Source organism: Streptomyces sp. NPDC040589 (assembly GCF_055594445.1).
The window spans coordinates 1-25,737 of record NZ_JBVIWP010000014.1; the positions used below are offsets into that span (position 1 = coordinate 1).

A 25,737-nucleotide genomic window follows, 5' to 3' on the forward strand; every position below is an offset into this window, starting at 1 on the left:
TTACATTCCGAACCCGGAAGCTAAGCCTTTCAGCGCCGATGGTACTGCAGGGGGGACCCTGTGGGAGAGTAGGACGCCGCCGAACAATCATTGAATGGGTTGGTCCCGTAACTTCGGTTACGGGACCAACCCTTTTTTGTTCCGCGTCACTTGAAGTTCACGTTGCACGCCCAGCATCCAAAGCATGGGTACTGCTGCAATGCTCAGGGCCGCCGGAGTCGGACTCGGTGACGAGGTCGTCGTGCCGGCCTTCGGGAACGTCGAGGTCGCCGAGGCCGTTGCCATGGCCGGGGCGATGCCGGTGTTCGCCGACATAGATCCTGTCACCTACTGTCTCGACGCCGTCGCTGTGGAAGCGGCGGTAACTCCGCGCACCGCGGCCGTGGTTGTCGTGCACCGCTTCGGGCGGCTCGCCGACATCGCGCGGTTGCACACGTTGGGAGCGCGGCACGGACTGCTCGTGCTGGAGCAGGGAGAGTCCGAGGCGCCGTACGACGAGATAGCTCAGCGCAGGGAGCGCGCGGGCTACCTCGACGCGAAGCTGAGGGGAGTGCGGACGCCGGAAGACGGTGACGGGCACACCTACCAGCAGTACGTCGTGCGGGTTCCGGGCAACGGGCGACCGGACCGGGACGCCTTCGCGCGCGCTGTGCGTGCCAAGGGAGTTGAATGCCGGGTGCCGGTGAAGACCCCGGTGCATCGGCTGCCCGAATTCCGGCGGTGTGTTTCCCTCCCGGAGACGGAGCGAGCTGCTGACGAGACGCTCGCGCTGCCGGTTGACGCGACGCTGACCAAGCGGGACATGCAGCGGATCGTGTCCGCCTGCAACGCCCTCGGAGGGCTGCTGCAGCCCGCGTTCTGACGTGGTTGGGAGCACGGGTCTGTTCGGGGTATGATCTATTCCGTTGCCGCGCGGGAAACCGCAACGCGACAGGCCCCTATAGCTCAGTCGGTAGAGCGTCTCCATGGTAAGGAGAAGGTCAGCGGTTCGATTCCGCTTGGGGGCTCCAGCAGAAAAGGCCCCACCCTCACGGGTGGGGCCTTTCGCATGTCCTAGGCCTTTGCCCTAGTCCTTGTGGAGGCCTGGGACGCGCATGGCCAGGATCGCCATGTCGTCGGACGGCGCGTCCGACGCGAAGCGTTCCACCGCCCGCATGATGCGGGCCGCGACCGCTCCGGCTGTCAGGCCCGTGCAGGTCGTGAGGACGTCGGCGAGGCCATCGTCGCCCAGCATGCGGGCGCCTTCGCGGCGTTCGGTGACGCCGTCCGTGACGCACAGGAGGACGTCGCCCGGGTCGAGGGTGACCGTCTGCTCGTAGAGCTCCAGGTCCTCGATGACGCCGAGGAGCGGCTGAGGTTCGGCCGCCGGTTCGACCGAGCCGTCCTGGCGCAGGCGCAGCGGGAGCGGGTGGCCGGCGCAGACGACCTTCAGTTCCGCGCTGCCGTCCTCCTGGGGTCGCATCTCGCCGTAGAGGAGGGTGAGGAAGCGGCTGCGGGCGCCCTCGTCGAGGATCGCGGAGTTGAGGCGTTCCAGGACCGCCGGGCCGCTGAGGCCCTCGCGGGCCAGGAGGCGCAGGGCGTGGCGGGCCAGGCCGGTGACCGCGGCGGCGTTCGGTCCCGTACCGCAGACGTCTCCGATGGCGAAGCCGTAGGCGCCGTCGCTGATGGGGAAGACGTCGTAGAAGTCGCCGCCGACCTCGTTGCCCTCGCCGGCGGCGCGGTAGATGACCTCGACCTCGACGCCCGCGATCACGGGGAGCTCCGGGGGCAGGAGGCTGCGCTGGAGGGCCTGGCTGATCGCCGTGCGCTCCGAGTAGAGGCGGGCGTTGTCGAGGGCCAGGGCGGCTCGGCGAGAGAGGTCCTCGGCGAGTTCGAGGATCTCCTGGCGGAAGTGTTCGTCGGTCGGCTTGCCGAGGGTCAGCATGCCGATGACGCGGTTGCGGGCGACCAGGGGGAGGACGACCGTCTCGCCGCCCACGGCCGAGGCTGTGGCGAGGGTCGGGCCGATGCCGGGCGTGACCTGGCGGGTCGGGCCGCCGCTGAGGCCGAGGCTGCGCATGGAACTGCGCAGGGCCGCCTGGTGGGCCACTTCGCCGGGGGCCGTCCAGACGCGGGCGCCGGGGGTGGGGACCGGGTCCGGCGGGGGGACCTTCGACAGCAGGGACTTGATGCCGTCGATGAGTTCCTCGTCCTCGTGCAGGACGTACGACAGGTACGGCTCCGAAGCCTGGTGGGCGATCGTGTAGACGGCACACCAGGTGGCAAGGGTGGGGACCGTCATCTGGGCCATCAAGGCCAGGGTCTGGTCGCGGTCCAGGGTGCCGGCGAGCAGGTCGGAGGCCTCGACCAGGAAATTCAGGGAGCCGCGGCGCAGGCGTTCCAGTTCGCCGAGGCGGGCCGATTCGACGGCGAGTGCGATGCGGTCGGCGGCGAACTGGAGGCGCAGCGCCTCCTCGTTGGAGTATCTGCCGGGGGCTTCGGCGGCGACGCCGAGGGAGCCGGTGAGGCGGCCCTCGACCTTCAGCGGGACCGTGACGATCGAGCGCATGCCCGTGCCGTTCAGCAACGGCACCGCGCCGGGGACCGCCGTCAGGTCGTCGTGGACGGCCGGCATGCGGGCCGAACCGTAGCGGCCGGGGCCCGCCTCGACGGGGACGCGGGCGAAGCGCTGGCGTGCCGAGGGCAGGCCTGTGGAGGCACGGACCTCCAGCTCCGTCTCGTCGTCGGTGGCCAGCAAGAGGAACGCCGAGTCGCCGTCGAGCATGTCGCGGGCGCGCTCCACCGTGCGCTGGAGGAGGCCGTCGAGGTCGTCCGGGGCGGGGTAGCCGATGAACACCTCGAAGGGGTCGGTGCCCTGGCCCTCGGAGGTGGTCGAGGTGTCGGAGGCGGGGACGCGCAGGGGCGTCTGAAGAACGGCCCGTTCGTGGTCCCGTACGAGGAGGCACACAGTTGACGGTTCGCCGCCGGTGTCGCGGACGCGCAGGTGGGAGGCGTAGACGGGGGTGACGCGGCCGCTGGCGGCGCGGATGCCGTAACTGCCCTCCCAGCGGGAGAGCTGGAGTGCCTCGGCGATGCCGGTGCTGGTGCCCGGGGTGTGCGGCCAGGCCGCGAGGTCGGTCAGGGGCTTGCCGGTGACCTGCTCGGCCGGGTAGCCGAAGAGTTCCTCGGCGTCCTCGCTCCAGGCGGTGATGTGGCCGGTGCGGTCGATCTGGATGACGGCCACGCGGACCCGGCCGTCGGCGAGGGGGAGGAGGTCGGCGGGGAGGGCAGGTCCGGCCGCTCGGGTGCCCACCGCGCGTGCGGGCAGATCGAGTTGGAACCAGACGGTTTTGTGCGTGGGGGTGTACTCGACGCCCCAGCGGCCGGCGAGGGCCGCGCAGAGCTGGAGGCCGCGGCCGCCTTCGCGGTCGGGGCTGCCCATGTTGACGGCCGCGCCCTGGAGCGGGATCTCGCGCTCGGGATACCGGTCGGCCACCTCGATGCGCACGCCCTCGTCGCTGCGCAGGCACAGCAGGTCGGCGGAGGTGCCGGCGTGGACCACGGCGTTGGTCACCAGTTCGCTCGTGAGAACCACGGCGTCGTCGACGATGTCGGCGAAGCCCCAGCCCTGGAGGGTGTCGCGGACGAAGGAGCGGGCGCTCGCGACAGATCGCCCGACGGGCTCGAAACTGGCGGCCGCGCGCGCGGTGATCACAGAACTCCTTGACCGGTTCTCGACGTGCTGGGCTGCGTGACCGACCGGCTCGCGCCGCTGTTGCGGCAGGCTGCCCGTCGGCCGGGGGTCCGGGGGCTGTCCCCCCGGGATCAGTCCGGTGGTCATGTGTGCGGCCGCCCCTCCGATGCCCGCTCGTCTTCGTGCCACCGCCCAGGCCGGACGGACCGGCGCGGCTGGACAGCCGGATGCAAGGTTACTTACCTTCGCGGTCCATTCGGGTGCCGGTCTGCAGTGTTTCCGTCCGGAGGGTGTGCGGACGATGTGCGAAGCTGCCGAACTGTTATGGCCTGGTTCGGCCAGGGTGAAACACTGGGCAAGCTTCCTGTGAAGGTCCGGGCAGGCTGAGTGCCCAAGGCGTGCGGCGGGCAGCAGCCCTCTGGCGAGAGCCTGATATGCAGGGCAGAGAATACGCAGTAGTAACTGGTACGCCGAGCGCGGTACCCGAGCACAGCAGTGACGGTCGACCCCTGCGGGAGGGACACAGTGGAGTCTGGCGCAGCGACGCGTGGCACGAAGACGCGCGCGAAAGGCGGACAGTCCCCGAGCAACCAGGGCAAAACACGCAATGGCACCACCGAGGTGGACACGGCAGCCCTGAACCGTCTGATGGCGGCCCTGGTGTCGATGCGGGACGGAAACTTCCGCAAGCGGCTCACGGTGTCCGGGGACGGCGTGATGGCCGAGATCGCGGCCGTTTTCAACGAAGTGGCCGACCGCAATCTGCATCTGACGGGCGAGCTGGCCCGGGTGCGGCGGATGGTGGGCCGTGAGGGCAAGCTCACCGAGCGGCTGGAGACCGGGGCCTGCGAAGGCTCGTGGTCCACGGCGATCGACAACTCGAACGCCCTGGTGGACGACCTGGTGCGGCCGGTTTCCGAGGTCAGCCGGGTGCTGTCCGCGGTGGCCGAGGGCGATCTGTCACCGCGGATGGAGTTGCGGACGCAGGCCCCGGACGGGAACGGGCATCCGCTGCGCGGAGAGTTCCTGAAGGTCGGACGGACGGTCAACAACCTGGTCGACCAGCTGTCGACGTTCACCGACGAGGTCACGCGTGTGGCCAGTGAGGTGGGCACCGAGGGCAAGCTGGGCGGGCAGGCGCGCGTACGTGGCATGTCGGGCTCGTGGCGGGATCTCACGGACTCCGTCAACACGATGGCGTACCGGCTGACGGCCCAGGTGAGGGACATCGCGCTGGTGACGACGGCGGTCGCCAAGGGTGATCTGTCGCGGAAGGTCACTGTTCAGGTGGCCGGCGAGATGCTGGAGCTGAAGAACACCGTCAACACGATGGTGGACCAGCTGTCGGCGTTCTCCTCCGAGGTGACCCGGGTGGCCCGAGAGGTGGGCACCGAGGGCGCGCTGGGCGGGCAGGCGCAGGTGCCCGGTGTGGACGGTGTGTGGAAGGAGCTCACCGACTCCGTGAACACCATGGCCGGGAACCTCACGGCCCAGGTGCGCGGCATCGCGGAGGTGACGACGGCGGTCGCCAACGGTGACCTGTCGCGGAAGGTGACCGTGCAGGCGCGGGGCGAGGTCGCGCAGCTCGCCGAGACGATCAACCAGATGACCGAGACGCTGCGGATCTTCGCGGACGAGGTCACGCGTGTGGCCAACGAGGTGGGGGCCGAGGGGCGGCTCGGTGGTCAGGCGAACGTGCCGGGTGCGGCGGGGACGTGGAAGGACCTCACCGATTCGGTGAACACGGTCTTCCGGAATCTGACCACTCAGGTGCGGGACATCGCCGCCGTGACGACGGCCGTGGCCAACGGTGATCTGTCGCAGAAGGTCACCGTGGACGTGGCCGGCGAGATGCTGGAGTTGAAGAACACCGTCAACACGATGGTCGACCAGCTGTCCGCCTTCGGTGCAGAAGTGACCCGTGTGGCACGTGAAATCGGTGTCGAGGGTGAGCTGGGCGGTCAGGCGCAGGTGCCGGGTGTGGCCGGGACGTGGAAGGACCTGACGGACTCCGTCAACACGGCGTTCCGGAACCTCACCGGACAGGTGCGGAACATCGCGCAGGTGACGACGGCGGTGGCCAACGGTGACCTCTCGCAGAAGGTCACGGTCGACGTCTCCGGCGAGATGCTCAAGATGAAGAACACCGTGAACACGATGGTGGACCAGCTGTCGAGCTTCGCCGACCAGGTGACCCGGATGGCCCGGGACGTGGGCACGGAGGGCCGTCTCGGCGGTCAGGCCCGGGTGGACGGCGTGTCCGGTACGTGGAAGGAGCTCACCGACTCCGTCAACTCCATGGCCGGGAACCTCACCTCCCAGGTGCGCAACATCGCGCAGGTGACGACGGCCGTGGCCCGGGGCGACCTGTCCCAGAAGATCGACGTCGACGCGCGCGGGGAGATCCTCGAGCTGAAGAACACCATCAACACGATGGTCGACCAGCTCTCGGCCTTCGCCGACCAGGTGACCCGGGTCGCCCGTGAGGTGGGTACGGACGGCCGGCTGGGCGGTCAGGCGCAGGTGCCCGGGGTAGCCGGTGTGTGGCGTGACCTGACGGACTCCGTGAACGGCATGGCCGGCAACCTCACCGCGCAGGTACGCAACATCGCGCAGGTCGCGACCGCGGTGGCCCGGGGTGATCTGTCGCAGAAGATCGACGTGGACGCGCGCGGGGAGATCCTGGAGCTGAAGAACACCCTCAACACGATGGTGGATCAGCTGTCGTCGTTCGCCCAGGAGGTCACGCGTGTGGCCCGTGAGGTGGGAACGGAGGGCATCCTGGGCGGCCAGGCCGAGGTACAGGGTGTCTCCGGCACCTGGAAGGACCTCACCCAGTCCGTGAACGGCATGGCGAACAACCTGACCATCCAGGTGCGCAACATCGCCGAGGTCACGACCGCGGTGGCCCGGGGCGATCTGTCGAAGAAGATCACCGTCGACGCCAAGGGCGAGATCCTCGAGCTTGTCACGACCGTCAACACGATGGTGGACCAGCTGTCCTCCTTCGCCGAGCAGGTGACCCGGGTGGCCCGTGAGGTGGGCACCGAGGGCATCCTGGGCGGACAGGCGCACGTGCCGGGTGTCACGGGCATCTGGAAGGACCTGAGCGACAACGTCAACCTGATGGCCAAGAACCTCACCACGCAGGTGCGGAACATCTCCCAGGTCTCGGCGGCGGTCGCCAACGGTGACCTGACGCGCCAGGTCACCATCGAGGCGCGCGGTGAGGTCGCGCAGCTCGCCGACACCATCAACACGATGGTGAAGACGCTGAGTTCGTTCGCGGAGCAGGTCACCAAGGTGGCCCGTGAGGTGGGTACGGACGGCATCCTCGGCGGGCAGGCGCATGTGCCGGGTGTGGCCGGTACGTGGAAGGACCTGACCGAGTCCGTGAACGGCATGGCCTCCAACCTGACCGGCCAGGTGCGCAACATCGCCATGGTGACCACGGCCATCGCCAAGGGTGACCTGACGAAGAAGATCGACATCGACGCGCGCGGCGAGATCCTGGAGCTGAAGACGACCATCAACACGATGGTCGACCAGCTGTCCTCCTTCGCCGAGGAGGTCACCCGGGTCGCCCGCGAGGTGGGCACGGAAGGGCAGCTCGGCGGGCAGGCACGCGTGCGTGACGTCGACGGGACGTGGCGCGACCTGACCGAGTCCGTGAACGAGATGGCGGGGAACCTGACCCGGCAGGTGCGTGCCATCGCGCGCGTGGCGACCGCGGTGACCCGTGGCGACCTGAATCTGAAGATCGACGTGGACGCGTCCGGGGAGATCCAGGAGCTCCAGGACTACATCAACAAGATGATCGCCAACCTGCGTGACACCACGATCGCCAACAAGGAGCAGGACTGGCTCAAGGGCAACCTGGCCCGGATCTCCGCACTGATGCAGGGCCGCCGCGACCTGGAGGACGTGGCCTCGCTGATCATGAGCGAGCTGACGCCGGTGGTGTCCGCGCAGCACGGCGCGTTCTTCCTGGCGATGCCGCTCGTCGACGGCGAGGACAAGAACGCCGCGGGCGACGACCAGTACGAGCTGCGCATGCTCGGCTCGTACGGCTACTCGATGGGCTCCATGCCGACATCGTTCCAGCCGGGTGAGGCGCTGGTCGGGACGGCCGCCGAGGAGAAGCGCACGATCCTGGTGGAGAACGCGCCGAGCGGCTATCTGAAGATCTCCTCGGGGCTCGGCGAGGCGCCGCCCGCGCAGGTGATCGTGCTGCCGGTCCTGTTCGAGGGCAGCGTGCTCGGTGTCATCGAGTTGGCCTCCTTCACTCCCTTTACGCAGATCCAGAAGGATTTCCTCAACCAGATCGCCGAGATGATCGCGACGAGCGTCAACACCATCTCCGTCAACACCAAGACCGAGCTGCTGCTGGCGCAGTCGCAGGAGCTGACCGAGCAACTGCGCGAGCGGTCGGCGGAGTTGGAGCAGCGGCAGAAGGCCCTCCAGGCGTCCAACGCGGAACTGGAGGAGAAGGCCGAGCTGCTGGCCCAGCAGAACCGCGACATCGAGGTGAAGAACACCGAGATCGAGGAGGCGCGGCAGGTCCTGGAGGAGCGCGCCGAGCAGCTCGCCGTGTCGATGCGCTACAAGAGCGAGTTCCTGGCGAACATGTCGCACGAACTGCGTACGCCGCTCAACTCGCTGCTGATCCTGGCCAAGCTGCTCGCCGACAACGCCGAGGGGAACCTCTCCCCGAAGCAGGTCGAGTTCGCCGAGACCATCCACGGGGCCGGGTCCGACCTGCTCCAGCTCATCAACGACATCCTCGACCTGTCGAAGGTCGAGGCGGGCAAGATGGACGTCTCCCCGACGCGTATCGCGCTCGTGCAGCTCGTGGACTACGTGGAGGCCACGTTCCGCCCGCTGACCGCGGAGAAGGGCCTGGACCTGTCCGTACGGGTGTCGCCGGAGCTGCCCGCCACGCTGCACACCGACGAGCAGCGGCTGCTGCAGGTGCTGCGCAACCTGCTGTCGAACGCGGTGAAGTTCACCGACTCGGGGTCGGTGGAGCTGGTCATCAGGCCGGCGCGGGACGACGTGCCGCAGCGGATCCGGGAGCAGCTGCTGGAGACCGGGTCGCTGACCGACGCGGATGCCGAGCTGATCGCGTTCTCCGTGACGGACACCGGGATCGGTATCGCCTCCAGCAAGATGCGGGTGATCTTCGAGGCGTTCAAGCAGGCCGACGGCACGACCAGCCGCAAGTACGGCGGTACGGGCCTCGGGCTGTCCATCTCGCGGGAGATCGCCCAGCTGCTAGGCGGTGAGATTTACGCGCAGAGCGAGACGGGCCGTGGCTCGACGTTCACGCTGTACCTGCCGCTGCACCCCAGCGAACTGCCGCCGCAGGGCTACCAGCAGCAGCTGCCCGCCCTGGAGGCCGGTGACCTGGTGTCGTCGTCCGACCTGTCGGAGCTGTCCGAGGTGGAGGTCGACACTCCGGCGGAGGTGAAGTCGTACCGCGACACGCAGAACGGACCGGCGGCCCTGTTCCGGCGGCGCCGCAGGATGCCCGAGCTGGAGGCGCGCCCCGCGCCTCCGGAGCAGTGGACGCCCTCCGAACAGCAGACGGCGCCCAAGCCGCACCGCGGTATCCGGTTCGGCGGCCAGAAGGTCCTGATCGTCGACGACGACATCCGCAATGTCTTCGCCCTGACCAGTGTCCTGGAGCAGCACGGCCTGTCCGTGCTGTACGCCGAGAACGGCCGTGAGGGCATCGAGGTGCTGGAGCAGCACGACGACGTGGCGGTCGTCCTGATGGACATCATGATGCCCGAGATGGACGGGTACGCGACGACCACGGCGATCCGCAGGATGCCCCAGTTCGCCGGACTGCCGATCATCGCGCTGACCGCGAAGGCCATGAAGGGCGACCGGGAGAAGGCGATCGAGTCGGGCGCTTCCGACTACGTCACGAAGCCGGTCGACCCCGATCATCTGCTCGCGGTGATGGATCAGTGGATGCGAGGGGAATGAGGGGAACGTCGGGTCGTTACGCAACCGTGGCGGGAAGGTTCGGTGTTCACGCGGAGTTGCCGACTCGATGTGCGCTTAGTCGTGTAGAAGTACAAGATCTGGGGAACCTTCTGGTCTCCTGCTGCGTTTCCGCTACGTGCACAGTGACATCACGGTGACAGGGTGTGGCGACCGGCAGGGTGCGGCTACGATGACCGGCACAAGGACGGGCGACGTAAGGGAGTCGTCCCCTGGGGCGGCACCGACCGGTGCGTCCTCAGGTCCTGCGGACAGGGGAGGCCCCACGCCGGGGCGAGGAGGGCGGGCCATGGTGCAGAAGGCCAAGATCCTCCTGGTCGATGACCGGCCGGAGAATCTGCTGGCGCTGGAGGCGATCCTCTCTGCGCTCGATCAGACGCTGGTGCGGGCATCGTCCGGGGAGGAAGCACTCAAAGCGCTGCTCACGGACGACTTCGCGGTCATTCTGCTGGACGTCCAGATGCCGGGCATGGACGGCTTCGAGACGGCGGCGCACATCAAGCGGCGTGAGCGGACCCGGGACATCCCGATCATCTTCCTCACGGCGATCAACCACGGCCCGCACCACACCTTCCGGGGCTACGCGGCGGGCGCGGTCGACTACATCTCCAAGCCGTTCGACCCGTGGGTGCTGCGCGCGAAGGTCTCCGTCTTCGTCGAGCTGTACATGAAGAACTGCCAGCTGCGTGAGCAGGCGTCGCTGCTGCGGCTCCAGTTGGAGGGCGGCGACAAGAGCGCGGGCGGCGAGGCCAAGGAGTCGGCCGGGCTGCTCGCGGAGCTCTCCGCACGGCTCGCGGCCGTCGAGGAGCAGGCCGAGGCGCTGACCAAGCAGCTGAACGACGAGTCGACGGACGCGGCCGCGGTGGCCACGGCGGCTCATCTGGAGCGCAAGCTCACGGGTTTGCGGCGGGCGCTGGACGCGCTGGAGCCAGGCACCGGGAGCACGTCTTCGGTGCCCTCACAGAACTGACGTGCGGGCGGGTGGGGTTGCCCGTCCATGAACACGCGTCAGTTTCGCGCCTCTCCCGGAGCGACACGAACGGGTGAAGCCGTAGGCACACGTGTCCCCTGTCGTCTCCACCGGTAACCTCACACCCATGGCCTCACGTTCCTCCGCAGCCAAGAAGCCGCCCGCGAAGAAGGCGGCCGCTTCAGCGAAGGCTCCGGCGAAGAAGGCCGCTGCCAAAAAGGCTCCCGCGAAGAAGGCGCCCGCCAAGAAGGCCGCGGCGAAGAAGCCCGCGCCCAAACCGGCACCCAGCCCGACCGGAGGCGTCTACCGGCTCGTGCGCGCGGTGTGGCTCGGCGTCGCGCATGCCGTCGGTGCCGTGTTCCGCGGCATAGGGCAGGGCGCCAAGAACCTCGACCCGGCGCACCGCAAGGACGGTGTCGCGCTGCTGTTGCTCGGCATCGCGCTGATCGTCGCCGCGGGCACCTGGGCCGATCTGAAGGGGCCCGTGGGCGATCTGGTCGAGATCCTGGTGACCGGCGCCTTCGGCCGGCTCGACCTGCTCGTGCCGATACTGCTCGCCGTCATCGCCGTGCGGTTCATCCGCCACCCGGAGAAGCCCGAGGCCAACGGACGCATCGTCATCGGCCTGTCCGCGCTTGTCATCGGCGTGCTCGGCCAGGTCCACATCGCCTGCGGCTCGCCTGCGCGCGGCGCCGGCATGCAGGCCATAAGGGATGCCGGCGGGCTCATCGGCTGGGCCATGGCGACGCCGCTGTCGTACGCCATGGGCCATGTGCTCGCCGTACCGCTGCTCGTGCTGCTGACGGTCTTCGGGCTGCTGGTCGTCACGGCCACTCCCGTCAACGCCATTCCGCAGCGGCTGCGGCTGCTCGGGGTGCGGCTCGGGATCGTCCGCGACCCGGCCGAGGACGAGTTCGGCGAGGACGACGAGCGCTACGACGAGCAGTGGCGGGAGGCGCTGCCCGCCCGGCCGCGCGGCAGGCGAGCGCCGGCGCCCGCGGAGTACGACCCCGACAGCGCCGAGCAGGAGGCCCTCTCCCGGCGCCGCGGCCGTCCCCGGCGGTCCGCCGTGCCGCAGCCCGACATGGACCGGCCCATGGACGCCGTGGATGTCGCCGCCGCGGCCGCCGCCGCGCTCGACGGTGCCGTCATGCACGGGATGCCGCCCTCGCCGATCGTCGCCGACCTCACCCAGGGCGTGACGGTGGGGGACCGCGAGGCGACCACGCCGACGCCCGTCCCGGCAGCACGCCCCCAGCAGGACAAGGCCAAGTCCGGGCAGGAGAAGCTCAAGCAGGACAAGCCCGAGAAGGAGAAGCCGAAGGCGGGCGTCCGCGACCTCACCAAGGCCCCGCCCTCCGAGCCCCGCGACCTGCCCCCGCGCGCGGAGCAACTGCAGCTCTCCGGCGACATCACGTACTCCCTGCCGTCGCTCGACCTGCTCGAGCGCGGTGGCCCGGGCAAGGCCCGCAGCGCCGCCAACGACGCCATCGTCGAGTCGCTGACCACCGTCTTCACCGAGTTCAAGGTGGACGCCGGCGTCACCGGCTTCACCCGCGGGCCGACGGTCACGCGCTACGAGGTCGAGCTCGGCCCCGCCGTGAAGGTCGAGCGGATCACCGCGCTGACCAAGAACATCGCCTACGCCGTCGCCTCCCCGGACGTGCGGATCATCAGCCCGATCCCCGGCAAGTCCGCGGTCGGCATCGAGATCCCGAACACAGACCGGGAGATGGTCAACCTCGGTGACGTACTCCGTCTGGCGGAGTCCGCGGAGGACGACGACCCGATGCTGGTCGCCTTCGGCAAGGACGTCGAGGGCGGCTTCGTCATGCACTCGCTGGCGAAGATGCCGCACATGCTGGTCGCCGGCGCCACCGGCTCCGGCAAGTCGTCCTGCATCAACTGCCTGATCACCTCGATCATGATGCGGGCGACCCCCGAGGACGTCCGGATGATCCTCGTCGACCCCAAGCGGGTCGAGCTGACCGCCTACGAGGGCATCCCGCACCTGATCACGCCGATCATCACCAATCCCAAGCGGGCCGCCGAGGCGCTCCAGTGGGTCGTGCGCGAGATGGACCTGCGCTACGACGACCTGGCGGCCTACGGATACCGGCACATCGACGACTTCAACCGGGCCGTGCGCGAGGGCAAGGTCAAGCCGCCCGAGGGCAGCGAGCGGGAGCTCCAGCCGTACCCGTATCTGCTGGTCATCGTCGACGAGCTCGCCGACCTGATGATGGTCGCGCCGCGGGACGTCGAGGACGCGATCGTGCGCATCACCCAGCTCGCGCGCGCGGCCGGCATCCACCTGGTGCTCGCCACGCAGCGGCCGTCGGTCGACGTCGTCACCGGCCTGATCAAGGCCAACGTGCCCTCCCGGCTGGCCTTCGCCACCTCGTCGCTGGCCGACTCACGGGTCATCCTCGACCAGCCGGGCGCCGAGAAGCTCATCGGCAAGGGCGACGGACTGTTCCTGCCGATGGGGGCCAACAAGCCCACCCGTATGCAGGGCGCCTTCGTGACCGAGGAGGAGATCGCGGGCGTCGTCCAGCACTGCAAGGACCAGATGGCGCCCGTCTTCCGGGACGACGTCACCGTCGGCACCAAGCAGAAGAAGGAGATCGACGAGGACATCGGCGACGACCTCGACCTGCTGTGCCAGGCGGCCGAACTGGTCGTCTCCACGCAGTTCGGGTCGACGTCCATGCTCCAGCGCAAACTGCGCGTCGGCTTCGCCAAGGCCGGGCGGCTGATGGACCTCATGGAGTCCCGGAACATCGTCGGACCGAGCGAGGGCTCCAAGGCGCGTGACGTTCTTGTGAAGCCTGATGAGCTGGATGGCGTGCTCGCGCTGATCCGGGGGGAGTCTGAAGGGTAGGGAAGCGGTGGTCGCCTCGCGCGGCGTGTACGGCAATCGGGTGGCCGGATCGTGACTCACCCGTTAGGGATCATTGAGCAACCGTTTCCCTCCGGCGTACGTCAAGTTGAGGGAGGCGAAAAGCACCGACCCCACCATCGGAATGTCGGGCCATTCCGATGGCGTACAAAGTGACACCGCCCGGTTGCCCCACCCTTTCATACCCCCCCTAGACTGAACTTCCAGCACAGGCGGCTACACGCTCGAAAGGCGCCCCCGTGTCCATCGGCAACTCCCCTGAAGACGAGCGTCCGTTCGAAGACGAGCGCGTCGAAGACGACCGCGAGGAAGCCCGCCCCTCCATCGGCCGTGTCCTGCAGCAGGCACGTATCGCCGCCGGACTGACCGTCGACGACATCAGTAGCGCCACCCGGGTCCGCATGAACATCGTGCACGCCATCGAGGCGGACGACTTCACCGCCTGCGGCGGGGACGTCTACGCCCGCGGGCACATCAGGACCCTGGCCAAGGCCGTCCACCTCGACCCCGCGCCGCTGCTCGCCCAGTACGGCGACACGCACGGCGGACGTCCGGCACCGACCCCGGCAGCTCCCCTGTTCGAGGCGGAACGTATCCGTCCCGAGCGGCGGGGGCCCAACTGGACCGCGGCCATGGTCGCCGCGATCGTCGTCGTGATCGGCTTCGTCGGGTTCACCATGTTCCAGGGCGGCGACGACAGCGCCGGCGAGGCCAATGTGGCCGAGGGCTCCACGCCCGGTGCGTCCGCCTCCCCGACCACCAAGTCCAAGAAGCCCGCCGAACCCAAGCCCGAACCCTCCGACAGCGCCATCGCGGCCGCGCCTCAGGACAAGGTGACGGTCCGGGTGGCCGCCGCCGACGGCCGCAGCTGGATCGCCGCCAAGGACCACAACGGCCGGATGATCTTCGACGGTGTCCTCAAACAGGGCGATTCCAAGACCTTCCAGGACAGCTCGAAGGTGCACCTCGTCCTCGGGGACGCCGGCGCGATCGACCTCTTCGTCAACGGCAAGAAGATCGAGGACGACTTCCAGCCCGGCTCCGTGGAACGTCTCACGTACACGAAGGGCGACCCCGAGGCCGGGTGACCGCGCCGAAGGGGTGTCCGACGTACGGGGTTGGCCGTGATCGGCCAACCCCGTCGACGTGGGGTGTCAGCGGGACGAAGTACTCTTGAGCCCATGCCTGAACGCCGTACCGTCGCATTGGTCACCCTTGGCTGCGCCCGTAACGAGGTGGACTCCGAGGAGCTCGCAGGCCGTTTGGAGGCGGACGGCTGGCAGCTCGTGGAAGCCGCCGAGGACGCGGACGTCGCCGTCGTGAACACCTGCGGCTTCGTCGAGGCCGCCAAGAAGGACTCCGTCGACGCCCTCCTGGAGGCCAACGACCTCAAGGGGCATGGCAGAACCCAGGCCGTGGTGGCGGTGGGCTGCATGGCCGAGCGGTACGGCAAGGAACTCGCCTCGGCGCTCCCCGAGGCCGACGGCGTGCTCGGTTTCGACGACTACACGGACATCTCGGACCGGCTCCAGACCATCCTCAACGGCGGCATCCACGCCTCGCACACCCCGCGCGACCGGCGCAAGCTGCTGCCGATCAGCCCCGCGCAGCGACAGGAGTCCGCCGCCGAGGTCGCGCTGCCCGGGCACGCCCCGGCCGACCTTCCGGAAGGCCTCGCTCCGGCCTCCGGTCCCCGCGCGCCCCTGCGCCGCCGTCTGGACGGCGCCCCGGTGGCCTCCGTGAAGCTCGCCTCCGGCTGCGACCGGCGGTGCTCCTTCTGCGCCATCCCGTCCTTCCGCGGCTCCTTCATCTCCCGCCGCCCGAGCGACGTGCTGAACGAGACGCGCTGGCTGGCCGAGCAGGGCGTGAAGGAGATCATGCTGGTCTCCGAGAACAACACCTCCTACGGCAAGGACCTGGGCGACATCCGGCTGCTGGAGTCGCTGCTGCCCGAGCTGGCCGAGGTCGACGGCATCGAGCGGGTCCGGGTGAGCTACCTCCAGCCCGCGGAGATGCGGCCCGGCCTGATCGACGTCCTGACGTCGACCCCGAAGGTCGCGCCCTACTTCGACCTCTCCTTCCAGCACTCCGCACCCGGTGTGCTGCGCGCGATGCGCCGCTTCGGCGACACCGACCGCTTCCTGGAACTGCTCGACACCATCCGGAGCAAGGCGCCCGAGGCCGGTGTGCGCTCCAACTTCATCGTCGGCTTCCCCGGCGAGAGCGAGGCCGACCTCGCCGAACTGGAGCGGTTCCTCGACGGCGCGCGGCTGGACGCCATCGGCGTCTTCGGTTACTCCGACGAGGAGGGCACCGAGGCGGCGACCTACGAGAACAAGCTCGACGAGGACGTGGTCGCCGAGCGGCTGGCCCGGGTCTCGCGGCTGGCCGAGGAACTCGTCTCGCAGCGCGCCGAGGAGCGCGTCGGACAGACGGTGCACGTGCTCGTCGAGTCCGTCGACGAGGAGGGCGTGTACGGCCGCGCCGCGCACCAGGCGCCCGAGACGGACGGCCAGGTGCAGCTCACGAGCGGCGCGGGGCTCCGTAGCGGTCGTATGGTCGAGGCGAAGGTGGTCGGTACGGAGGGTGTCGACCTGGTGGCCGAGCCCCTGCAGGGCTCGTTCGCGTCGCCTGCGTGGAGTGAGGAGGCGGGCAGATGACCGGTGTCCCGGCAGCCGCGGCGGGAGGCGCCTCCGGCGCGAGGAGGGCCGCGTCCGGCGCGGCCTCGGGGAAGGTGTCCGGGTCGGCGGTCAGCCGTACGGCCGCGCGGTCGGCTGAGGGCGGGGCGTCCGGTACGGGGCACGGTGCGGGTGGCAGCGGGGCTGTCGTCGGTGAGGGCTCGGACGGCGCCGGCGTCGACGCCCAGGGCGAGGAGAAGAGCGCGCGGGGCGGGAAGCTGACGGCAGCGGCCGTCAACCAGGCCAGTGTCTGGAACATCGCCAACCTCCTGACCATGCTCCGGCTGGTCCTCGTACCGGCCTTCGTGGCGCTGATGCTCGCGGACGGCGGATACGACCCGGCGTGGCGGGCCCTCGCCTGGGCGGCCTTCGCCATCGCCATGATCACGGACATCTTCGACGGTCATCTGGCGCGCACGTACAACCTGGTCACGGACTTTGGGAAGATCGCCGACCCCATCGCCGACAAAGCGATCATGGGGGCGGCGCTGATCTGTCTGTCCGCGCTCGGGGATCTGCCCTGGTGGGTGACCGGCCTCATCCTCGGGCGGGAACTCGGGGTCACCCTGCTGCGTTTCATCGTCATCCGGTACGGCGTCATCCCGGCCAGCCGCGGAGGCAAGCTCAAGACCCTCACCCAGGGCGTGGCCGTGGGCATGTATGTGCTGGCGCTGACGGGGTGGCTGGCCACCCTGAGGTGGTGGGTGATGGCCGCGGCGGTCGTTCTGACCGTGGTGACCGGGCTCGACTATGTGAAACAGGCCATTGTGCTGCGCAGGCAGGGAATCGCCGAGCGCAAGGCCGCGTTGGAGGAGAAGGAAGCGTGAGTTCCACGGCCACTGACGTGGTGCGATCACTCACGGTGAAGAGCGGGACGCTCGCCGTCGCGGAGTCGCCGACCGGTGGCCTCGTCGCGGCGGAGGTCACATCCGCTCCCAGTGCGTCCCAGGGCTTCCGGGGCTCCGTGACCGCCCGCCCCACCGGTGTGACCACCGGTATCGCGTGTCCCGAGCCGCAGGGCGAACGGGCCGTCGGGGCGGCCCTCGTCGCCGTGAACGGGCCCTTCGGGCTCGATTCCGGTTCTGCCGGCGGCGGAAAAGTGGAGGCTCTGCGGTTGAACGGCGACCGCGAGGAAATTCGTAGAGAGAGTGTACGGAGCGTACTCGCACTGCTCCTGAAGGAGCTTGCGGGCGAACAGACTGGGAATGAGCGGACACAGGATACGGAACGGAACGGGGGGTTTTGATGTTTGCAGCCCTGAGTGAACACGACATCGCTCCCCGCACGGCCGCGGCGCAAGGCGGTACGGTGGGGCGTAATGGATGCGGCTACGCGGTCCGAGGAGGGAGCCACCGATGATTCTGCTCCGTCGCCTGCTGGGTGACGTGCTGCGTCGGCAGCGCCAGCGCCAGGGCCGTACTCTGCGCGAAGTCTCCTCGTCCGCCCGAGTCTCACTCGGCTATCTCTCCGAGGTGGAGCGGGGGCAGAAGGAGGCTTCCTCCGAGCTGCTCTCCGCCATCTGCGACGCGTTGGACGTACGGATGTCCGAGCTCATGCGGGAAGTGAGCGACGAGCTCGCCCTCGCCGAGCTGGCCCAGTCTGCTGCGGCCACCCCCAGCGAGCCTGTACCCACGCCGGTTCGCCCGATGCTGGGTTCCGTTTCGGTGACCGGTGTGCCACCGGAACGGGTGACCATCAAGGCGCCCGCCGAGGCGGTGGACGTCGTCGCCGCGTGAGCGTTCTCGCGTACGCGGCATGAAACGAACGGCGCCGACGAGGCGCTGAGAAGTGAGCTGAGGCCCCGGCCGGGCCTCTCCGGGAGATCCGGAGGGGTGTCCGCCCGGGGTCTTTGCTTGTGCGCGGGCAGTCCATGGCGTCGGCTGACCGTTTCGTGTGCGTTTGCCGGTGTGGCGTATGGCGGTCATCGTTGAGGGGATGGCGGGGGGCAGTCCACGGAGGTGCGGATGTACGTCGTGAAGAGCCCGTTGTCCGACGCGAGCCTGAAGACAGTGTCGGAGGCGCTGCAAGGCGCCCTGGTCGACCTGGTGGATCTCGCCCTCGTGGCGAAGCAGATCCACTGGAACGTGGTGGGACCGCGCTTCCGCTCCGTGCATCTCCAGCTCGACGAGGTCGTCGACACCGCGCGGAAGTACTCCGACACCGTGGCGGAGCGCGCCGCGGCGCTCGGTGTCTCGCCCGACGGACGTGCCGCGACGGTGGCCGTCGGCAGTGGAATCGGCGTGACCCCTGAAGGGTGGGTCGATGACACGACCGCCGTGGGGGCGCTCGTAGAGGCGCTGGGCGCGGTGATCGCGCGGATGCGTGAGCGGATCGAGGCGACCGGCGAGCCGGACCCGGTGAGCCAGGACATCTTCATCGGGATCACCGCCGACCTGGAGAAGCATCACTGGATGTTCCAGGCCGAGAACGGGTGACGGAACCCGGTGACGAGCCGGCCGGGCGCGATGCCGCCCGGCTTCGAGTGGTGCGCGGTGCGCCTGTGTGCCGTGGGTGCGCCCTGCCCGTGGGTCCGAGCGGCCGAATAGCGTCGGGCTGGAGGTGGCGGCCATGGCGGGGATAGGGCGCTGGGGGGACTGGGGCTGGGGGGTCCGCGGGGCCGTGCTCGGGCTGGGGGTGCTGTGGTGGTGGGCCGTGCTCCGGCTGGCGGTCGTGCCGGGGGCCGGGGCGCTGGAGGCGGCGGTCGCGGCCGGGGGGTGGGGGTTGAGCGTGCTGCCGGTGCACTGTGTGCCGAAGGGGCGGGCGAGCGGGGTGGTCGGTTCGGGGCGGTGGCGGAGGGCCTGGGGGGTGCGGGGGGATCGCGGGACACGCATGGGGTGAACGCGGGACGCGTGCTACCACGGCATCGCCACACCCCCGTTCGGGCGGAGAATCTGGCCTGTGGTGAAGGCCGAGGCGTCGGATGCCAGGTGTAGGACCGCGTGCGCGATGTCCTCGGGTTCGCCCACCCGGCCCAGGGGTGACATGCGGGCCATGACGGACTCCGTGCGCGTCTGGGCCTCGCTGTCGTGGCGGTCGGTCATCGGCGTACGGATCCAGCCGGGAGCGACCGCGTTGACGCGGATGCCGTGCCGGCCGACCTCCGTCGCGAGGGTCTTCGTCAGCTGGACCACCGCCGCCTTCGCCGCGCCGTAGCAGAGCAGCCCGGGGCCGCCGGTGTCGACGGCGCCCGAGGCCATGGTGACGATGCTGCCCCGGGTGCCGGTGGCGGTCATCAGACGGGCCGCCTCCTGGCAGGCGTACAGCACGCCCTTGAAGTTCACGGCGAGCACCCGGTCGAGGTCCTCGTCCCGGGTCTCCAGCACGGGGCTGCTGTGCATGATGCCGGCGATCGCGGCCAGGGCGTCCAGGCGTTCGCAGGAGGTGATGGCCTGCCTCAGCTGCGAGCGGTCGGTGACGTCGAGGGGGTGCGGGTGAGCGGTGCCGCCGGTGTTCTTGATCAGGGTCGCCGTCTCGTGCAGGCCCTCGGTGTCGCGGTCCGCGCAGTGCACGGTCGCGCCCGCCTCGGCGAGCAGGAGGGCCGAGGCGCGGCCGATGCCGCTCGCGGCCCCGGTGACGAACACGGTGCGGCCGGTGAGGTCGTACGCCGTGACGGGCATGTAGGGACCGTACGAGCGGAACTGACGGGTCGTCAATTACTTGGGTCGGGCCGGATGCGTCTGGACGGGGCGGGGGCGGGGCCCGGCTGGCAGGTGGGACACCAGTAGGTGGGACGTTCGCGGGAGCCGTCGCCCTGGTCGGCGACGCGGAGGGGCGTGCGGCAGCGCAGGCAGGGGCGGGGAGCCCGGCCGTAGACGAAGAGGTCCTGGCCGCGGCGGCCCGTCGTGTTGCGGACCAGGCGGTCGCGGTTGGTCTCCAGCAGCTTCTTGGCCAGCGCGGGCAGCTTCGCGGCGCGTTCCAGGGGCAGGTCGCCCACGGGGAGCCAGGGGGTGACGCCGAGCAGGAAGCAGAGCTCGCTCTTGTAGACATTGCCGATGCCGGCGAGGTTGCGCTGGTCGAGCAGGGCCTCGCCGAGGGGGCGGGCGGGGTCCTGGAGGACCTGGGCGAGGGCCCGGTCGGAGTCCCAGTCCGGACCGAGGAGGTCCGGGCCGAGGTGGCCCACCGCGCGGTGCTCGTCGGTGGTGCGCAGCAGTTCCAGGACGGGGAGGCGGTAGCCGACGGCTGTGCTGTCGGCGTTCGCGAGGATCGCGCGGATCTGGTGGCCGGGGCCGCCGCTCCAGCGCCGGCCGTTCGCGTAGACCTTCCAGGAGCCGTCCATCCGCAGATGGGAGTGGAGCGTCAGGCCGCCCTCCACTCGGGTCAGGAGGTGCTTGCCGCGCGGGGTGACGTCGAGGACCGTACGGCCCGTGAGGTCGGCCGTGGCGAAACGGGGCACCCGCAGGTCGCTGCGGGTCAGCACTTTGCCCGCGAGGGCGCCGTGCAGCCGCTTCGCGGTCTGCCAGACCGTGTCGCCTTCGGGCATGGGTCAAGGGTGGCACGGGGCGTTCGCGGGTGCGCCGGGAGTGGTGAGGTCAGGCTCGGAGGCGGAGTCCGCGGGGGGTCGCGATGAAGCCCGCTCCTTCCAGGAGGGTGCCGATGGGGGAGGTCAGGGCCTGGGTGCCGTTGACCCGCTCCACGGTGACCGTGCCGAGGGTGCCCGCGCGGGCGGCTGCGGCGAGTGCCTCCGCCGCGGCGCGCAGGCGGGGGTCGTCGGTGGGGGCGCCGTCCGGGTCGGCGGCCCAGGCCAGCAGGGTCTTGCCGCCGCGCTCCATGTAGAGCGTCAGCTCGCCCTCGACGAGCACCACCAGGGAGCCCGCCTTGCGGCCCGGCTTGTGCCCGGCGCCGGTCGGGGGCTCCGGCCAGGGCAGGGCGGCGCCGTACGCGTTCGCCGGATCGGCGGCGGCGAGGACGACGGCCCTGGACGAGGGGTCCGGGCGGGTACGGCGGCCCGGGAAGCCGGCGTCGTACGCCGCGCGTCCGCCGTTCTGCCAGGGCGGGGCGGCCTGCGGGGGGTAGTCGCGAGGCGAGACGTAGTCGCCCGGGAACGGCTGGGGTGCCAGGGCGTCGTGGGCGGGGCCGAAGTCGGGGAAACCGTCGGGGCCGGGGGTGTCGGTGTGGCCGTTGGAGCGGGGCGCGTCGTCCAGCTCGGCGAAGTCGTGGGCGGGAAACGGATCGAGGTCGGGGCCCGGAGGAGGCCCGGGCAGGTCTTCGCCGCGGTCGCGGGCGTTGGACACCGCGCGCAGGCGGTCCACGGCGCCGTCCATCGCGAACTGAGCCGCGCCGAGCCCCTCCACCACATAGCCGCGGCGGGCCTGGCCGCTCTCCTCGAAGACGGACAGGACGCGGTACGTCGCCGAGAACCCGCCCTCGACGCCCTCCGCCGAGACCGCGCCCCTGGTCACCACGCCGTGCCGGTCGAGGAGGGTGCGGGCGAGGGCGTGGGCGCGCACCGTGGGGTCCGGCTCGTGGGACGGGAGCAGGGACCAGCGGCCGGCGACGGTCGGCGGACCGGAGCGGGACGCGGCGGGACGGGCCGCGGCCGTCAGGGAGCCGTACCGGCCGCGCGGGACCGCGCGCTTGGCGCGGTGGGCGGTGGAGCCGGCCGTACGGCCCGACCCGAGCAGGGAGCGCATGGGGGTGAGCGTGTCGTTCGTCAGACGGCCGGACCAGGCCAGGTCCCAGAGCACGTCGGCCAGCTGGGGATCGGTGGCGTCGGGGTGGGTGGTGGCGCGGACCTGGTCGGCGATCTGGCGGAAGAACAGGCCGTAGCCGCCGGAGAGGGTGTCCAGGACGGACTGGTGGAGGGCGGTCAGCTCCAAGGGGTGCGGGGGCGGCAGGAGCAGGGGGGCCGCGTCCGCCAGGTAGAGGGAGACCCAGCCGTCCTTGCCGGGGAGCGAGCCGGCCCCGGCCCACACCACTTCGCCGGCGGCGGTGAGCTCGTCCAGCATCCCCGGGCTGTAGTTCGCGACCCGGGAGGGCAGGACGAGCTTCTCCAGGGCGGAGGCCGGCACGGACGCGCCCTGCACCTGCTCGATGGCGCGCACCAGCCCGTCGATGCCGCGCAGGGAGTGCCCCTTGCCGATGTGCTGCCACTGCGGGAGGAACTGGGCGAGCGCGGAGGGCGCCACCGGCTCCAGCTCGTGCCGCAGGGCGGCCAGGGAGCGGCGGCGCAGTCGGCGCAGCACGGCCGCGTCGCACCACTCCTGGCCGATCCCGGCCGGGTGGAACTCGCCCTGGACGATCCTGCCCGCCGCGGCGAGCCGCTGGAGGGCGCCCTCGGTGACGGCCACCCCCAGGCCGAAGCGGGCCGCCGCCGTGGTCGAGGTGAACGGGCCGTGGGTGCGGGCGTGGCGCGCGAGGAGGTCGCCGAGCGGGTCCTTGACGGGCTCGGTGAACGCTTCCGGGACACCGACCGGCAGGGCCGTGCCCAGGGCGTCGCGCAGCCGGCCCGCGTCCTCGATCGCCGCCCAGTGGTCTCCGCCCGCGATCCGGACCCGGATGGCACGGCGGGCACCGGCCAGCTCCTGAGCCCACTGGGGTTCGGCGCCCCGCTCGGCCAGTTCCGTATCCGTGAGCGGGCCGAGGAGGCGGAGGAGGTCCGCGACGCCTTCGGCGTCCTTGGCGCGGCGGTCCTCGGTGAGCCACTGCAGCTCGCGCTCCAGCTCGGTCAGCACCTCCGCGTCGAGCAGCTCACGCAGCTCCGCCTGGCCCAGCAGCTCGGCCAGCAGCCGGGAGTCCAGAGACAGGGCGGCGGCGCGGCGCTCGGCGAGCGGGGAGTCGCCCTCGTACAGGAACTGGGCGACATAGCCGAAGAGGAGGGAACGCGCGAAGGGAGACGGTTCGGCGGTGGTGACCTCGACGAGGCGCACCTTGCGCGACTCCAGGTCGCCCATCAGTTCGACGAGCCCGGGAACGTCGAAGACGTCCTGGAGGCACTCGCGGACCGCCTCCAGGACGATCGGGAACGAGCCGAACTCGCTGGCCACCTGCAGCAGCTGGGAGGCGCGCTGCCGCTGTTGCCACAAGGGCGTGCGCTTGCCGGGGTTGCGGCGCGGCAGGAGCAGCGCGCGGGCGGCGCACTCCCGGAAGCGGGACGCGAACAGGGCCGAGCTGCCGACCTGGTCGGTGACGACCTGGTCGACCTCGCCCTTGTCGAAGACGACGTCGGCCGCGCCCACGGGGGCCTGTTCGGCGTCGTACTCCCGGCCCGTCTTGACCGGTTCCTGGTCCAGCAGGTCCAGGCTCATCAGATCGGCGTCCGGCAGGCGCAGCACGATGCCGTCGTCGGCGTGCATGACCTGCGCGTCCATGCCGTACCGCTCGGAGAGCTTGGCGCCGAGCGCGAGCGCCCACGGGGCGTGCACCTGGGCGCCGAAGGGGGAGTGCACCACCACCCGCCAGTCGCCGAGCTCGTCGCGGAAGCGCTCCACGACGATCGTCCGGTCGTCCGGGACATGGCCGCAGGCCTCCCGCTGCTCCTCCAGGTACGAGAGCACGTTGTCCGCGGCCCAGGCGTCCAGGCCCGCGGCGACGAGGCGGAGGCGGGCGTCGTCCTTGGGCAGTGAACCGACCTCGCGCAGGAACGTGCCCAGCGCCCGGCCCAGTTCGAGCGGGCGGCCCAGCTGGTCGCCCTTCCAGAAGGGCAGCCGGCCCGGCACGCCCGGGGCGGGGGAGACCAGGACGCGGTCGCGGGTGATGTCCTCGATGCGCCAGGAACTCGTGCCGAGCGTGAAGACGTCGCCGACGCGGGACTCGTAGACCATCTCCTCGTCGAGCTCGCCGACCCGGCCGCCGCCCTTCTTGGGGTCGGCGCCCGCGAGGAAGACACCGAAGAGGCCGCGGTCGGGGATCGTGCCGCCGGAGGTGACGGCAAGGCGCTGTGCGCCGGGGCGGCCGGTGATCTCGCCGGTGACGCGGTCCCACACCACGCGCGGGCGCAGCTCGGCGAAGGCGTCGGACGGGTAGCGGCCGGCGAGCATGTCGAGCACCGCCGTGAAGGCGGACTCGGGCAGTGAGGCGAAGGGGGCGGCCCGGCGGACGGCTGCCAGCAGGTCGTCGAACTGCCAGGTGTCCAGGGCCGTCATGGCGACGACCTGCTGGGCCAGGACGTCCAGGGGGTTGGCCGGGACCCTCAGGGACTCGATGGCGCCGGTGCGCATGCGCTCGGTGACCACCGCAGCCTGGACCAGGTCGCCTCGGTACTTGGGGAAGACGACGCCGGTGGAGACCGCGCCCACCTGGTGGCCCGCGCGGCCCACGCGCTGGAGGCCGGAGGCGACCGAGGGCGGGGATTCGACCTGGACGACCAGGTCCACCGCGCCCATGTCGATGCCCAGCTCCAGGCTGGACGTGGCGACCACCGCGGGCAGCCGGCCCGCCTTGAGGTCCTCCTCGACCAGGGCGCGCTGTTCCTTGGAGACCGAGCCATGGTGGGCGCGGGCGATGACCTGGGGCGCGCCCTGGGCGGCTCCCGAGCCGCCCATCAGCTCGGCGGGGGAGTGGTGCTCGTCGAGAGGCTCGCCCGTGGCCCGCTCGTACGCGATCTCGTTCAGGCGGTTGCACAGGCGCTCCGCGAGGCGGCGGGAGTTCGCGAAGACGATCGTGGAGCGGTGGGACTGCACGAGGTCGGCGATCCGCTCCTCGACGTGCGGCCAGATCGACGGGCGCTCGGCGCCCTCCGAGCCGTCCGCCACCGGGGAGCCGCCCAGCTCGCCCAGGTCCTCGACCGGGACGACCACGGACAGGTCGAACTCCTTGCCCGACTCCGGCTGGACGATCTCCACCTTGCGCTGGGGCGAGAGGAAGCGGGCCACCTCGTCGACCGGGCGGACCGTCGCGGAGAGGCCGATGCGGCGGGCCGGCTTCGGCAGGAGGTCGTCCAGCCGCTCCAGGGAGAGTGCCAGATGGGCGCCGCGCTTGGTGCCGGCGACCGCGTGCACCTCGTCGAGGATCACCGTCTCGATGCCGGTCAGCGCGTCGCGCGTGGCCGAGGTCAGCATCAGGAACAGCGACTCGGGGGTCGTGATCAGGATGTCCGGCGGGCGGGTGGCCAGGGAGCGGCGCTCGGCCGGCGGGGTGTCGCCCGAGCGGATTCCCACCTTGACCTCGGGCTCGGGCAGGCCCATCCGTACGGATTCCTGGCGGATGCCGGTCAGGGGGCTGCGGAGGTTGCGCTCGACGTCCACGGCCAGGGCCTTCAGGGGCGAGACGTACAGGACCCGGCAGCGCTTCTTGGGATCGGCGGGGGGAGGAGTCGAGGCGAGCTGGTCCAGGGCGGCCAGGAAGGCGGCCAGGGTCTTGCCTGAACCGGTGGGGGCGACGACCAGCACGTCGGAGCCCTCGTGGATGGCCTGCCACGCGCCGGCCTGGGCGGTGGTGGGCGCGGGGAAGGCACCCGTGAACCAGGCGCGGGTCGCGGGGGAGAAGCCGTCCAGGGCTCGGTGCGCATTGCTGGGCATGCGTCCATCGTGCACCTCGGCACTGACAACGGGGCCCTGCGGCGGTC

General features: G+C 70.6%; 14 protein-coding genes, 1 tRNA gene and 1 rRNA gene. 12 read left to right on the forward strand and 4 right to left on the reverse strand.

All coding sequences use genetic code 11. From position 1 onward, the window contains the following. The 3 genes from rrf to ACZ58V_RS38240 all read left to right on the forward strand — a co-directional run. Positions 1-85 (forward strand): 5S ribosomal RNA (gene rrf / locus ACZ58V_RS38230); the annotation flags it as partial. A 114-nt stretch (positions 86-199) separates the two neighbouring features. Then, positions 200-862 carry a DegT/DnrJ/EryC1/StrS family aminotransferase gene (locus ACZ58V_RS38235; protein WP_468192464.1) on the forward strand — a complete coding sequence of 221 codons (663 nt, stop codon included), beginning with the start codon at positions 200-202 and terminating at the stop codon, positions 860-862. Positions 863-934: 72 nt separating this feature from the next. After that, positions 935-1,010: transfer RNA gene (locus ACZ58V_RS38240), tRNA-Thr, on the forward strand. 56 nt (positions 1,011-1,066) lie between these two features. Here ACZ58V_RS38240 and ACZ58V_RS38245 read toward each other — a convergent pair. Further along, entirely contained in the window at positions 1,067-3,820 is a 2,754-nt protein-coding gene (locus ACZ58V_RS38245) for a SpoIIE family protein phosphatase (protein ID WP_468192440.1), read from the reverse strand. Positions 3,821-4,198: 378 nt separating this feature from the next. Between ACZ58V_RS38245 and ACZ58V_RS38250 the strand changes: the two genes are divergently transcribed. From ACZ58V_RS38250 to ACZ58V_RS38290, 9 genes are all read left to right on the forward strand, one after another. Beyond that, positions 4,199-9,667: a HAMP domain-containing protein gene (locus tag ACZ58V_RS38250; RefSeq protein ID WP_468192439.1), complete on the forward strand. Its 5,469-nt coding sequence runs from the start codon at positions 4,199-4,201 to the stop codon at positions 9,665-9,667. A 307-nt stretch (positions 9,668-9,974) separates the two neighbouring features. Then, positions 9,975-10,655, forward strand: coding sequence for a response regulator (locus tag ACZ58V_RS38255; RefSeq protein WP_189721890.1), 681 nt, complete (start codon positions 9,975-9,977; stop codon positions 10,653-10,655). Between the two features lie 127 nt (positions 10,656-10,782). Beyond that, the gene (locus tag ACZ58V_RS38260) at positions 10,783-13,539 is read left to right on the forward strand and encodes a DNA translocase FtsK (protein WP_471295858.1); all 2,757 of its coding nucleotides are present in this window, start codon (positions 10,783-10,785) and stop codon (positions 13,537-13,539) included. 257 nt (positions 13,540-13,796) lie between these two features. Next, a complete protein-coding gene (locus ACZ58V_RS38265; RefSeq protein WP_468192436.1) occupies positions 13,797-14,645 on the forward strand; it encodes a helix-turn-helix domain-containing protein in 849 nt (282 codons plus the stop codon). A 93-nt stretch (positions 14,646-14,738) separates the two neighbouring features. Continuing rightward, positions 14,739-16,217, forward strand: coding sequence for a 30S ribosomal protein S12 methylthiotransferase RimO (gene rimO, locus ACZ58V_RS38270; protein WP_468192434.1), 1,479 nt, complete (start codon positions 14,739-14,741; stop codon positions 16,215-16,217). Beyond that, the gene (gene pgsA / locus ACZ58V_RS38275) at positions 16,214-17,062 is read left to right on the forward strand and encodes a CDP-diacylglycerol--glycerol-3-phosphate 3-phosphatidyltransferase (protein WP_471295859.1); all 849 of its coding nucleotides are present in this window, start codon (positions 16,214-16,216) and stop codon (positions 17,060-17,062) included. The genes rimO and pgsA overlap by 4 nt, the downstream gene beginning before the upstream one ends. After that, positions 17,059-17,481 (forward strand): CinA family protein, encoded by a 423-nt coding sequence (locus tag ACZ58V_RS38280; protein ID WP_471295861.1) that lies wholly within the window; start codon positions 17,059-17,061, stop codon positions 17,479-17,481. Before pgsA ends, ACZ58V_RS38280 begins: the two co-directional genes overlap by 4 nt. Before the next feature lie 109 nt (positions 17,482-17,590). Beyond that, complete coding sequence (locus ACZ58V_RS38285) at positions 17,591-17,971, forward strand: helix-turn-helix domain-containing protein (protein ID WP_003993396.1); 381 nt, start codon at positions 17,591-17,593, stop codon at positions 17,969-17,971. Between the two features lie 228 nt (positions 17,972-18,199). After that, complete coding sequence (locus ACZ58V_RS38290; RefSeq protein ID WP_468192429.1) at positions 18,200-18,670, forward strand: Dps family protein; 471 nt, start codon at positions 18,200-18,202, stop codon at positions 18,668-18,670. Between the two features lie 417 nt (positions 18,671-19,087). Here the strand turns inward: ACZ58V_RS38290 and ACZ58V_RS38295 are convergent, their stop codons facing one another. From ACZ58V_RS38295 to ACZ58V_RS38305, 3 genes are read right to left on the reverse strand one after another with little or no spacing between them, the layout of a single operon-like run. Beyond that, positions 19,088-19,852, reverse strand: coding sequence for an SDR family NAD(P)-dependent oxidoreductase (locus ACZ58V_RS38295; protein WP_468192427.1), 765 nt, complete (start codon positions 19,850-19,852; stop codon positions 19,088-19,090). Positions 19,853-19,884: 32 nt separating this feature from the next. After that, a complete protein-coding gene (locus ACZ58V_RS38300) occupies positions 19,885-20,715 on the reverse strand; it encodes an Fpg/Nei family DNA glycosylase (RefSeq protein ID WP_468192426.1) in 831 nt (276 codons plus the stop codon). Positions 20,716-20,764: 49 nt separating this feature from the next. Next, positions 20,765-25,690 (reverse strand): ATP-dependent helicase, encoded by a 4,926-nt coding sequence (locus ACZ58V_RS38305; protein WP_471295865.1) that lies wholly within the window; start codon positions 25,688-25,690, stop codon positions 20,765-20,767. Positions 25,691-25,737 lie beyond the last annotated feature (47 nt).

What these genes read in the sequence shown, in the direction of transcription:
- pgsA (WP_471295859.1), top strand. Translation starts at nt 16,214, where the DNA reads ATGACCGGTGTCCCGGCAGCCGCGGCGGGAGGCGCCTCCGGCGCGAGG.
- ACZ58V_RS38290 (WP_468192429.1), top strand. Translation starts at nt 18,200, where the DNA reads ATGTACGTCGTGAAGAGCCCGTTGTCCGACGCGAGCCTGAAGACAGTG.
- ACZ58V_RS38260 (WP_471295858.1), top strand. Translation starts at nt 10,783, where the DNA reads ATGGCCTCACGTTCCTCCGCAGCCAAGAAGCCGCCCGCGAAGAAGGCG.
- ACZ58V_RS38235 (WP_468192464.1), top strand. Translation starts at nt 200, where the DNA reads ATGCTCAGGGCCGCCGGAGTCGGACTCGGTGACGAGGTCGTCGTGCCG.
- ACZ58V_RS38245 (WP_468192440.1), bottom strand. Translation starts at nt 3,820, where the DNA reads ATGACCACCGGACTGATCCCGGGGGGACAGCCCCCGGACCCCCGGCCG.
- ACZ58V_RS38300 (WP_468192426.1), bottom strand. Translation starts at nt 20,715, where the DNA reads ATGCCCGAAGGCGACACGGTCTGGCAGACCGCGAAGCGGCTGCACGGC.
- rimO (WP_468192434.1), top strand. Translation starts at nt 14,739, where the DNA reads ATGCCTGAACGCCGTACCGTCGCATTGGTCACCCTTGGCTGCGCCCGT.
- ACZ58V_RS38305 (WP_471295865.1), bottom strand. Translation starts at nt 25,690, where the DNA reads ATGCCCAGCAATGCGCACCGAGCCCTGGACGGCTTCTCCCCCGCGACC.
- ACZ58V_RS38285 (WP_003993396.1), top strand. Translation starts at nt 17,591, where the DNA reads ATGATTCTGCTCCGTCGCCTGCTGGGTGACGTGCTGCGTCGGCAGCGC.
- ACZ58V_RS38295 (WP_468192427.1), bottom strand. Translation starts at nt 19,852, where the DNA reads ATGCCCGTCACGGCGTACGACCTCACCGGCCGCACCGTGTTCGTCACC.
- ACZ58V_RS38255 (WP_189721890.1), top strand. Translation starts at nt 9,975, where the DNA reads ATGGTGCAGAAGGCCAAGATCCTCCTGGTCGATGACCGGCCGGAGAAT.